Genomic DNA, 10,628 nt, shown 5'->3' with positions numbered 1-10,628 from the left:
GCCCTGCTTCACGCCGAAGCGCAGGAACTCGTAGAGGCCCGCTCGCGGCCGGCCTCTACGAGTTCCTGCGCTTCGGCGTGAAGCAGGGCTGGGCCTGCCTGTTCGGCGCGCTGATGCTCGGCCTGCTGATCGCGACCCACTTCGCCTACCCGGCGCACGCGCCGCTGGCGCGCTATGATTTCCTCTTCCTCGCCGCGGTGGCAATCCAGGCGGCCATGCTGGCGGGCGGGCTCGAGACGCGGGACGAGGCCGTCGTGATCCTCGCCTTCCACGTTGTCGGGACGGTGATGGAGATCCACAAGACCGCGATCGGCAGCTGGATCTACCCGGAGCCCTCGCTGTTCCGGATCGGCGGCGTGCCGCTCTTCACCGGCTTCATGTACGCCGCCGTCGGCAGCTATCTCGCTCGCGTCTGGCGCCTGTTCGACTTCCGCTTCACCCGGCATCCGAGCCTCGTCGCCCTGAGCCTGCTCTCGGTCGCGATCTACGCCAACTTCCTGCTCAACGACCGCTTCCCGGACGTCCGCATCGGGCTGATCGCCGCCGCCGCGCTCCTGTTCGGGCGCACCACCATCCGCTTCAAGGTCTGGCGCGTGCATCGCGCGATGCCGCTGCCCCTCGGGCTCGTGCTGGTGTCGCTGTTCATCTGGTTCGCGGAGAACATCGGCACCGCCACCGGCACGTGGCTCTACCCGGGGCAGAGGATTGCCTGGAGCATGGTGCCGCTGTCCAAGCTGGCCTCCTGGGCGCTGCTGATGATTTTGTCCTACACCCTCGTCGCCTGGGTGAACGGGATCGCCGGGCCGGACGGCGAGCCGATCGACGACGGCGCGATCGTCCCGTCGCGCGCATGCTGATCCGCCTGCGCTTCCTCGGGCTCGCCGCATGCGCGATCCTGGCGGGCCTCGTTCTCAGGCTGGTGCCGTGGGGTCTGCCGCTGACGGCGCATCACGTCGGCGGCGGCCTGCTTTGGGGCGCGATGCTCTACGGTCTCGTCGCGGCCGGACGCCCACCGGGCTGGAGCCGCACGGCCGCCGTCGCCGTCGCGATCGTTGTCGGATGCGGCATCGAACTGCTGCGCCTCCACCGAGATCCGGCGCTCGACGCGTTCCGGGCGACGCTGGCCGGGCAGCTCCTCCTCGGGCGCCTCTTCTCGCCCTGGAACATGTTGACCTATGCCGCCGGCATCCTCGCCGCCGCCGTGGCGACGCGGCGCATGACCTGGACCGCGCATCGGGGCCGGCGCTCCGTTGCTCGGCAAGACGGCTAGACGAGACGTGTAAACGCGCCCGCTTGACAGAGCCCGGCCGCGGGCCGACCCATCGCAGCCGGTCCGGCACCGTCCCGGATCGTGGAGATCCTGGTTCGATGCGTCTGCGCCACCGTCTGTCCACCCTCGCGCTGCTCGCCCTGGTGCTCGGTTTCCAAGCGGGGCCGGCCTCGGCCGCCGAGCCGGTCTACCCGGCGGGCTCGCGCTTCGGCTTCGAGCCGCCCTCGGACATGTCGCCCTCGCGCCGCTTCGCCGGCTTCGAGCGCAAGGAAGGCGGGGCGACGCTCTCGGTGGTCGAGCTGCCGGCCACCGCCTTCGCCGACCTCGTGCAGACCTTCACCGACGCGAACCTGAAGAGTCAGGGCTTCTCCGTCGAGACGCGTGAGCCGGTGAAGATCGGCGAGGCCGAGGGCATGCTGTTCACCGGCTCGCAGCCGGGCGAGCCGGGCGGCAGCACGCCGACGATCCGCAAGTGGCTGCTTTTGGTGGGCGATGCGACCGTCACCGGCCTGATCATCGGCCAAGCGGTTCCCGACGCCGAGACCGAGAAGACCATGCGCAGCCTCGTCACCGGCGTGACGATCCGCCCGGCCCTGACGCTGGAGCAGCAGGTCGACGCCCTGCCCTTCCGCGTCGGCGACCCGGCGGGCTTCCGCCCCTTGCGCGTGCTGGCCGGCAACTCGGTGCTGATGACTCAAGGGCCGAAGGACCAGATGACCAACCTGGAGCAGCCGATCCTGGTGCTCGCCCAGGCGGTGCAGCAGCCGCCGACGGCCGAGCAGCGCGACGGCTTCGCCAAGGCGGCCCTGTATTCGAACCAGACCATGAAGGATTTCGTGATCGAGCGCTCGCAGAGCTACCGCTCGAACGGCGTCGACTGGCACGAGATCGTGGCGCGGGCGACCGACCTGCCGACCAACACGCCGGTCGTCGTCTCCCAGACGATCCGTTTCGCGCCGGACGGATACCTGCGCGCGCTCGGCGTGGTGCGCCAGGACCAGCGCGAGGGCACGCTCGCCAAATTTCGTGAGGTCGTGGACAGTGTTCAGGTGAAATAAAACCCGCGCCCTTGAGAATTCGTCCGTCCCCGGGGGAAACACTCCTCACGACCACCGGTTGTCGTCGCGACGCGCCGTCCCCTGGACGGCCATCGCTACGGGATGTTGGATGACGGATCGAGACTTCGGCGCGGGGACGCAGGACGACCGCCAGTCCGCGGTTTGGACGCTGGCGCTGGCCGCGACCCTCGTCGGCATCGCGGTCCTGCCCCGGCGGCGCGGCGGTGACCGGGCCGATGTCAGATCCGAGACCGGTTCGGACGGGCCGCGTGCAGAGGCCCCGTCGCATGCCGGCGGCGAGGCCAAGGCGGTGGCGCGGACCGAGGCGGATCGCGGCCGCCAGGCGCGCAGCCCGTCCGAGATCCCGGGCAGCGGCTGGAAGGATGTCGGGCTGCGGGTGTTCCGCGACCTCAAGGAGAACCGCCTGGTCTCGGTCGCGGCCGGCGTCACCTTCTACGTGCTGCTGGCGATCTTCCCGGCGGTGGCGGCTTTAGTGTCCTGCTACGGCCTGTTCGCCGACGTCGCCACGATCAACGACCACCTCGCCAGCCTCCAGGGGGTGATGCCGTCCGGCGCCATCGACATCGTCGGCGAGCAGGTGAAGCGGATCGCGGCCAAAGGCGACACCACCCTCGGGATCACCTTCTTCACCGGCATCCTGCTCTCGGTCTGGAGCGCCAACGGCGGCATGAAGGCGATCTTCGACGCGCTCAACATCGTCTACGAGGAGCGCGAGACGCGGAACTTCGTCTGGCTCAACCTGCGCTCGCTCGCCTTCACCGGAGGCGCGCTGCTGTTCATCATCCTCGCCCTCGGCGCGATCGTGGTGCTGCCGGTGGTGTTCAACACCGTCGGGCTCTCGGGCGATGCGTGGTACCTCGCCCTCCTACGCTGGCCGGCGTTGTTCGTCGCCGTGCTCGGGGGCCTCGCGCTGCTCTACCGCTACGGGCCATGTCGGGATGCGCCGCGCTGGCGCTGGGTGACCTGGGGCAGCGCGCTCGCCGCCTTCGCGTGGCTCGCCGGCTCGCTCGGCTTCTCTTGGTACGTGGCGAACTTCGGCAAGTACAACGACACCTACGGTTCGCTCGGCGCCGTGATCGGTTTCATGACCTGGATCTGGATCTCGACCGTGATCGTCCTGCTCGGCGCGGAGGTGAACGCCGAGATGGAGCACCAGACCGTGCACGACACCACGGTCGGCGCACCGCAGCCGCTCGGCACGCGGCGGGCGAAGATGGCGGATACGGTCGGGGTTGCGACCTGAGGGTTGTTTAATTCGCCGCGATTCAGGGATAGATACGTCCCATGGATCGCGACACCGCCATCGGTATCCTTCGGGCGAACGAGAACGCCCTACAGCGCCTCGGCGTCCGCCATGCCGCCCTGTTCGGCTCCATCGCCCGAGGTGAAGGTCATGCGGACAGCGATCTCGACGTGCTGATCGAGATCGAAGCTGAGGCGGTGCGCGACGTCTTCAACTATGTCGGAATTTGCCGGGCAATCGGGAGCTTGTTTTCGGTCCCCGTCGATGTCGCCAATCGCGAAACGTTGAAGCCTCACATCCTCTCGCGAGCCGAACGCGATGCCATCCGTGCTTTCTGAGCGCGAATCCGACGCCTGCGTCGACATCCTCGACGACGCTCAGGCCGCCCGCAACTTCATCGACGGCATGTCCTTCGAAGCCTTCGCCGCCGACCTGCGGACGAGCTACGCAGTGATCCGTTGCATCCAGATCGTCTCCGAGGCGAGCCGGCGCCGAGGCGCCGCATTCAAGGCCCTGCATCCGCACATTCCCTGGCAGGACATCGCAGATACGGGCAACTTTTACCGCCACGCCTATCACCGCGTCGCGCTGGACATCGTGTGGAAGACCGTCCACCAGCCGCTGACGGAGATTGCCGTGGTCTGCCGCGCCGAACTCAAGGCCGATCGGTCTTCGCCGGCCTGATTCATCTCCCTCCCATTCTTCGAGACACCCGCGCGCCATGACCGCCGACAGTCCAACATCATCACCTGTCGGCCCCGGCGATCAGGTGATCCTGGTGGACGGGTCGTCGTTCATCTTCCGGGCCTACTTCCAGGCGATCAACCAGCCGGAAAAATTCAACTTCCGGCCGTCCGACGGGCTGCCGACCGGCGCCGTGCGGCTGTTCTGCACCAAGATCGCGCAGTTCGTGCAGGAGGGCGCCGCCGGCATCTGCCCGACGCATCTCGGCATCGTCTTCGACAAGTCGGAGGGCTCGTTCCGCAAGGAGCTCTTCCCCGACTACAAGGGCCACCGCCCCGACGCGCCGGACGACCTGAAGCGGCAGATGCCGCTGATGCGCGACGCGGTGCGCGCCTTCGGCCTGCACGCGATCGAGATGGAGCGCTACGAGGCCGACGACCTGATCGCCACCTACGCCCGGCAGGCCGAGGCGCGGGGCGCGGGCGTCATCATCGTCTCGTCCGACAAGGACCTGATGCAGCTCGTCGGGCCGCTGGTGCGGTTCTACGACTTCGAATCCGGCTCGAAGGGCAAGCCCGGCCACCGCCCGGAGCGCAACCTCGATGAGGCGGCGATCGTCGCCAAGTGGGAAGGCCTGCAGCCGAACCAGATCGGCGACGCGCTGGCGCTGATCGGCGACACCTCCGACAACGTGCCGGGCGTCCCCGGCATCGGCCTGAAGACCGCAGCCGCCCTGATCAAGGAATACGGCAGCCTGGAGCAGCTGCTGGAGCGGGCGGGCGAGATCAAGCAGCCCAAGCGCCGGGAGACGCTGCTGGCCGGCATCGAGCAGGCACGGCTCTCGCGCCGGCTCGTGGCGCTGGTCGAGGACGTGGACGTGCCGGTGGCGCTCGACGACCTGCGCCTGCCCAAGCCCGACCCGGAAAAGCTCGTCGGCTTCCTCAAGGCGATGGAGTTCAACACGCTGACCCGGCGCATCGCCGCGATGCTGCACGTCGACCCGGAGGCAGTGAAGCCCGACCCGCGCCTGCTCCCGGGCCATGTCCAGGCCGACGACGCACCCTTCGCCGACGCCGCGACGGGCGCAGAGGGTGGCGCCGAGGTCGATCCCTTCGCGGAATTCGGCCTCCCGGATGCGGCGCCGAAGGCCCGCGGCCCGTCCGATCCGTCGCCCTCGACCCTCGTCGCGGCGCGCGCGGCGGAGGCGAGCAAGCCGTTCGACACCAGCGCCTACGAGACGATCCTCACGCTCGAACACCTCGATGCCTGGATCGCGGAAGCGCACGAGGCCGGGGTGATCGCGGTCGACACCGAGACCGACTCGCTCGATGCGCACCACGCCAACCTCGTCGGCGTCTCGCTCTGCGTCGCGCCGGGGCGGGCCGCCTACATCCCGCTCGCCCACGTCCGCGCCGTCGAAGCCGCGCCGAACGCAGACGACCTGTTCGGCGGCGGGGCGAAGGCCTCCGACCTCGTCGAGCCGCTGCCGTCGCAGGTCGACCGCGGGGCCGCGCTCGACCGGCTGAAGCCGCTGCTCGAGGCCGCGAGCGTCCTCAAGGTGGCGCAGAACCTGAAATACGATTGGCTCGTGTTCCAGCGCTACGGCATCACCGTGGCCCCGTGCGACGACACCATGCTGATCTCCTACGTGCTGGATGCCGGCAAGGGCGGGCACGGCATGGACGAGCTCGCCAAGCGCCATCTCGGCCACCAGCCGATCACCTTCTCGGACGTGGCGGGCACCGGCAAGGCCAAGGTCACCTTCGACCGTGTGCCGCTCGACCGCGCCACCGCCTACGCGGCCGAGGACGCCGACGTGACGCTGCGCCTGTGGCGGATGATGAAGCCGCGCCTCGTCGCCGAGCGGCGGCTCTCCGTCTACGAGACCCTGGAGCGGCCGCTGATCGCGGTGATCGCCCGGATGGAGCAGCACGGCATCCGCGTCGACCGCAACATGCTCTCGCGGCTGTCAGGCGACTTCTCGCAGATCCTGGCGCGGCTGGAGGAGGAGATCCAGGAGGATGCCGGCGAGCGCTTCCAGGTCTCGTCGCCGAAGCAGATCGGCGACATCCTGTTCGGCAAGATGGGCCTGCCCGGCGCCAAGAAGACGCCGTCGGGCCAGTGGGCGACGCCGGCGACGCTGCTGGAGGAGTTGGCCCAAGCGGGGCACGACCTTCCGAAGAAGATCCTCAATTTCCGTCAGCTCGCCAAGCTGAAGTCGACCTACACCGACTCGCTGCAGGAGCACGCCGACCGCGACACCAACCGGGTGCACACCTCGTTCTCGCTGGCCGCCACCACCACCGGCCGGCTGTCCTCGTCGGACCCGAACCTGCAGAACATCCCGATCCGCACCGAGGAGGGCCGCCGCATCCGCCGCGCCTTCGTCGCCGACCCGGGCAACCGCCTGATCTCGGCCGACTACAGCCAGATCGAGCTGCGCCTGCTCGCCCACATGGCCGACATCCCGCAGCTGCGCCAAGCCTTCGCCGACGGCATCGACATCCACGCGGCGACCGCCAGCGCGATGTTCGGCGTGCCGCTCTCGGACATGACGCCGGACCTGCGGCGCCGGGCCAAGACCATCAACTTCGGCATCATCTACGGCATCTCGGCCTTCGGGCTGGCCGACCGCCTCGGCATCGGGCGCGAGGAGGCGAGCCTGTTCATCAAGCAGTATTTCGAGCGCTTCCCCGGCATCCGCGACTACATCGACACCACGAAGAAGATCTGCCGCGACAAGGGCTACGTGACGACGCTGTTCGGCCGCGTCTGCCACTACCCGCAGATCCGCTCCAACAACCCGTCCGAGCGCGCCAGCGTCGAGCGCCAGGCGATCAACGCCCCGATCCAGGGCACCGCCGCCGACATCATCCGCCGGGCGATGACCCGGATGGAGGCGGCGCTCGTCGCCGAACGCCTGAACGTGCGTATGCTGCTGCAGGTGCACGACGAACTGGTGTTCGAGACCAACGAAGCCGAGGTGGACCGCGCGATCCCTGTGATCAAGCGGATCATGGAAGAGGCGCCCGCGCCTGCGTTGACGCTGCACGTGCCGCTGGTGGTGGAGGCGCGGGCGGCGGGGAACTGGGAGGAGGCGCATTGAGCGGGCGCCCCCGCAAAAGTTTGTACTTTATCCATCGAATATTTTATCTTCTCCGACAAGAAAAACGCGGCCATTTTTTGGAACGGGAAAACCATACCCGGAGTTAGGTGTTTGCCAATAAATACTACCTTTAGCGTGATGATTACTCATATATATATCGATTCCAATTTTCTGCTGCGCTAGATAAATAGCTTGCATTGAATCTAATCCTGCAGCAAAACTAGATCTTCGAGCAGAGGGCCAGTCGATTTCGTACCGACAAATCCAATCAGCCTCTTCTTTTATAGGCGCAAATAAACGGACCTCGACTTGAATTTTGTTCGAATTCTGAATAAGCGTAATCAGTCTGGTTGCTATCAACATCATAGCCTCAATAGTTTAGGGGCGGAATTGTTTTCCTTGCTCGCAAGCCACTAGCCTCACCATCGCCTGTGCGTAACAACCTCCTAGCCCTACCATTTTACATTGAAAACTTCTCGTTTATATTGCTCATCGCAGTACTTCTCAGGGTTTTTTGCCGGCGAAGCATATCGACTATTAAAGATCGGCTTCTGATCGACCGTGATAGATCGACTGTCATCACGTCCAACCCACCTTCCACCATTTGAGTCCCCCGCTGGAGTTCGGGGCTGATTAGGATCATGTTCTTTTATTTGAATATGATGTCTTAATAGCGAAAATTTAAATTGTAATAACACGATTTTTAAACGAATATTTTCGATATATTGATCTAAAGATCAATTTCTGGTCACATCAATACTCCTTGGCCATCTCTCACCATCGTATATGACAGTTCATTTTGCAAGTAAACTTTCCTACTAACGGGATTGTTGGCCTGACTCGAAACCCTGTTGAATTCCGGACCCGTCGCAGGAGACGGTTTCAAAAGGAAGCTTCCTGCGCAGTTGAAGCCTGCTAAACCCGCGCCATGCCCCACACCGTCGCCGCCCTGTATCAGTTCGTCGCCCTCCCGGATGCCGCCACCTTGGCCCCGGCCCTGGAACGCGTCTGCCAGCGCCTCGGCCTCACCGGAACGCTGCTGCTGGCTCGCGAAGGCATCAACGGCACCGTCGCGGGGTCGGCCGAGGCGATCGACGCGTTCCTCGCTGCGTTGAACGGACCCGACCTGTTCGACGGCCGCCTCGACCGACTCGAATGCAAGCTCTCGACGGCGGAGGCGCCGCCCTTCGCGCGGATGAAGGCGAAGCTCAAGCCCGAGATCGTGACCTTCGACGGCGGCGCCACTGATCCCTCCGCGTGGGCCGGGACCTATGTCGCGCCGGAGGCGTGGAACGCCCTGCTCGACCGGCCCGGCGTGGTGGCGATCGACACCCGCAACCGGTTCGAGGTGGCGCTCGGCACGTTCGCGGGCGCGGTCGATCCCGGGCTGACGCGCTTCGGCGACTTTCGCGATTTCGCGGAGACCCTCGATCCGGCGGCCGAACTCGCCCTGTTCTGCACCGGCGGCATCCGCTGCGAGAAGGCCGGCGCCTACCTCGCGGCCCGCGGGTTCGCCCGCGTCCACCTGCTCAAGGGCGGCATCCTGAAGTACCTCGAGACCGTTCCGGAGGCCGAGAGCCGCTGGACCGGCGACTGCTTTGTTTTCGACGGCCGCATCGCGCTGGGGCCGGCGCTGGCGGAACGGCCCGACCATCCGCCGGAGGCGCTGCGATGACCGATTCGGCGACGAGCGAGTCCGCGCGCATCGACCATCTTGAGATGCGCCTGACCGAGCAGGACGCGACGATCGACGACCTCAACCGCACCGTCACCGAGCAGTGGCGGCTGATCGACCGGCTGCGGCGGCAGGTGGACTCCTTGACCGAGCGCGTCGAGGAAGCCGGCGCCCGCGCGGCGACGGGGGGCGCGGAGCCCCCGCCGCCGCATTATTAAGGGCATCACCGCGTCTTCCCTCCCCCGCAGAGGTGGGGAGGGAAGACGCGGTGGACCTGCCTTCGAGGCTTAGAAGTTCGCCTGGGTGACGAACTTCGTCGCGAGGTAGCCGTCCAGCGCTTCCGTGCCGCCCTCGCTGCCGTAGCCGGATTCCTTCACCCCGCCGAAGGGCGTCTCGGGGAGCGCGATGCCGTGGTGGTTGATCGAGACCATGCCGCTCTCCACCCGGTTCGACACCCGCGTCGCCCGCTCCGACGAGCGGGTGTAGGCGTAGGCCGCGAGGCCGTAGGGCAGGCGGTTCGCCTCCACGTAGGCGTCCTCGTCGTCGCTGAAGCGCTGGATCGCGGCGACCGGGCCGAACGGCTCCTCGTTCATGATCCGGGCGGTGAGCGGCAGGTCGGTGAGCACCGTCGGCTCGAAGAAGTTGCCCCGGTTGCCGATGCGCTTGCCGCCGGTGCGAAGCGTCGCGCCCTGGGCGCTGGCGTCGGCCACGAGCGACTCCATCGCCTCAAGACGGCGCCCGTGGATCAGCGGCCCCATCTTCGTGTCGGGGTCGAGCCCGTCGCCGACCTTGAGGTTGGCGGCGAGGTCCGTGAAGCCCGCGACGAAGCGGTCGAACACCGAGTCGTGGACGAGGAACCGGGTCGGCGCGACGCAGACCTGGCCGGCGTTGCGGAACTTGTTGGCGCCGAGTACCGCCACCGCCTTCTCGACGTCGGCGTCGCCGAATACGATCGCCGGCGCATGGCCGCCGAGCTCCATCGTCGCCCGCTTCATGTGCTGGCCGGCCAAGGCCGCGAGCTGCTTGCCGACGACGGTCGAGCCGGTGAACGAGATCTTCCGGATCACCGGATGCGGGATCAGGTACGACGAGATCGTCGCCGGGTCGCCGTAGACCAGCGCGAGGCAATCGCCCGGAACGCCGGCATCGAGGTACGCGCGCACCAGCTCGGCGCAGCTCGCCGGCGTGTCCTCGGGACCCTTCAGGATCACCGGGTTGCCGGTGCAGAGCGCGGCGGCGATCTTGCGCACCGCTTGGTTGATCGGGAAGTTCCAGGGCGTGAAGCACGCCACCGGCCCGACCGGCTCACGCACCACGAACTGCAGCACGCCGTCGCCGCGAGGCGGAATCACCCGGCCGTAGGCGCGCTTGCCTTCTTCCGCGAACCAGTCGGTGACGTCGGCCGCGGCCATCGTCTCGACGCGGGCCTCGGCGAGCGGCTTGCCCTGCTCGAGCGTCATGATGCGGGCGATGTCGTCGGCGCGCTCGCGCAGCAGGTCCGCCGCCTTGCGCAGCACCTTGGCGCGATCGAAGGCCGAGACTCGGCGCCACCGCGCGAAGCCGCGGGCGGC

10 protein-coding genes are annotated in these 10,628 nt (G+C 67.1%); 9 read left to right on the top strand and 1 reads right to left on the bottom strand.

Annotation, left to right across the window (positions count from 1 at the left end; translation table 11 throughout):
• The 9 genes from FV222_RS09140 to FV222_RS09100 form a co-directional block, all read left to right on the top strand.
• Positions 1-857 (top strand): DUF817 domain-containing protein (locus FV222_RS09140; RefSeq protein ID WP_147813935.1); only part of this gene is annotated, 857 nt, incomplete at its 5' end.
• Positions 851-1,270, top strand: a complete 420-nt coding sequence (locus tag FV222_RS09135) for a DUF2809 domain-containing protein (RefSeq protein ID WP_147761926.1) — start codon at positions 851-853, stop codon at positions 1,268-1,270. The genes FV222_RS09140 and FV222_RS09135, both read left to right, overlap by 7 nt.
• Positions 1,271-1,368: 98 nt before the next feature.
• The gene (locus tag FV222_RS09130; RefSeq protein WP_147761925.1) at positions 1,369-2,328 is read left to right on the top strand and encodes a hypothetical protein; all 960 of its coding nucleotides are present in this window, start codon (positions 1,369-1,371) and stop codon (positions 2,326-2,328) included.
• A gap of 109 nt (positions 2,329-2,437) precedes the next feature.
• Positions 2,438-3,592 carry a YihY/virulence factor BrkB family protein gene (locus FV222_RS09125; protein ID WP_147813933.1) on the top strand — a complete coding sequence of 385 codons (1,155 nt, stop codon included), beginning with the start codon at positions 2,438-2,440 and terminating at the stop codon, positions 3,590-3,592.
• Between the two features lie 41 nt (positions 3,593-3,633).
• Entirely contained in the window at positions 3,634-3,930 is a 297-nt protein-coding gene (locus tag FV222_RS09120) for a nucleotidyltransferase domain-containing protein (protein ID WP_147761923.1), read from the top strand.
• Complete coding sequence (locus FV222_RS09115) at positions 3,911-4,276, top strand: HepT-like ribonuclease domain-containing protein (RefSeq protein ID WP_147761922.1); 366 nt, start codon at positions 3,911-3,913, stop codon at positions 4,274-4,276. The genes FV222_RS09120 and FV222_RS09115 overlap by 20 nt, the downstream gene beginning before the upstream one ends.
• A 37-nt stretch (positions 4,277-4,313) precedes the next feature.
• Positions 4,314-7,382, top strand: coding sequence for a DNA polymerase I (gene polA / locus FV222_RS09110; RefSeq protein ID WP_147813931.1), 3,069 nt, complete (start codon positions 4,314-4,316; stop codon positions 7,380-7,382).
• 928 nt (positions 7,383-8,310) lie between these two features.
• Entirely contained in the window at positions 8,311-9,057 is a 747-nt protein-coding gene (locus tag FV222_RS09105; protein WP_147761920.1) for a rhodanese-like domain-containing protein, read from the top strand.
• A complete protein-coding gene (locus FV222_RS09100; protein WP_147761919.1) occupies positions 9,054-9,275 on the top strand; it encodes a SlyX family protein in 222 nt (73 codons plus the stop codon). Before FV222_RS09105 ends, FV222_RS09100 begins: the two co-directional genes overlap by 4 nt.
• Before the next feature lie 69 nt (positions 9,276-9,344).
• Here the strand turns inward: FV222_RS09100 and FV222_RS09095 are convergent.
• The coding region (locus FV222_RS09095) for an NAD-dependent succinate-semialdehyde dehydrogenase (RefSeq protein ID WP_147813929.1) at positions 9,345-10,628 on the bottom strand (1,284 nt) is incomplete at its 5' end.

It is taken from the genome of Methylobacterium sp. WL103 (assembly GCF_008039885.1).
Lineage (GTDB): Bacteria > Pseudomonadota > Alphaproteobacteria > Rhizobiales > Beijerinckiaceae > Methylobacterium > Methylobacterium cerastii.
This window is presented reverse-complemented; position numbering and strand designations above follow the sequence as displayed.

Excerpts from the sequence above, each read along its gene's own strand:
- FV222_RS09135 (WP_147761926.1), top strand. The coding sequence starts at position 851 with ATGCTGATCCGCCTGCGCTTCCTCGGGCTCGCCGCATGCGCGATCCTG.
- FV222_RS09130 (WP_147761925.1), top strand. The coding sequence starts at position 1,369 with ATGCGTCTGCGCCACCGTCTGTCCACCCTCGCGCTGCTCGCCCTGGTG.
- FV222_RS09125 (WP_147813933.1), top strand. The coding sequence starts at position 2,438 with ATGACGGATCGAGACTTCGGCGCGGGGACGCAGGACGACCGCCAGTCC.
- FV222_RS09120 (WP_147761923.1), top strand. The coding sequence starts at position 3,634 with ATGGATCGCGACACCGCCATCGGTATCCTTCGGGCGAACGAGAACGCC.
- FV222_RS09115 (WP_147761922.1), top strand. The coding sequence starts at position 3,911 with ATGCCATCCGTGCTTTCTGAGCGCGAATCCGACGCCTGCGTCGACATC.
- polA (WP_147813931.1), top strand. The coding sequence starts at position 4,314 with ATGACCGCCGACAGTCCAACATCATCACCTGTCGGCCCCGGCGATCAG.
- FV222_RS09105 (WP_147761920.1), top strand. The coding sequence starts at position 8,311 with ATGCCCCACACCGTCGCCGCCCTGTATCAGTTCGTCGCCCTCCCGGAT.
- FV222_RS09100 (WP_147761919.1), top strand. The coding sequence starts at position 9,054 with ATGACCGATTCGGCGACGAGCGAGTCCGCGCGCATCGACCATCTTGAG.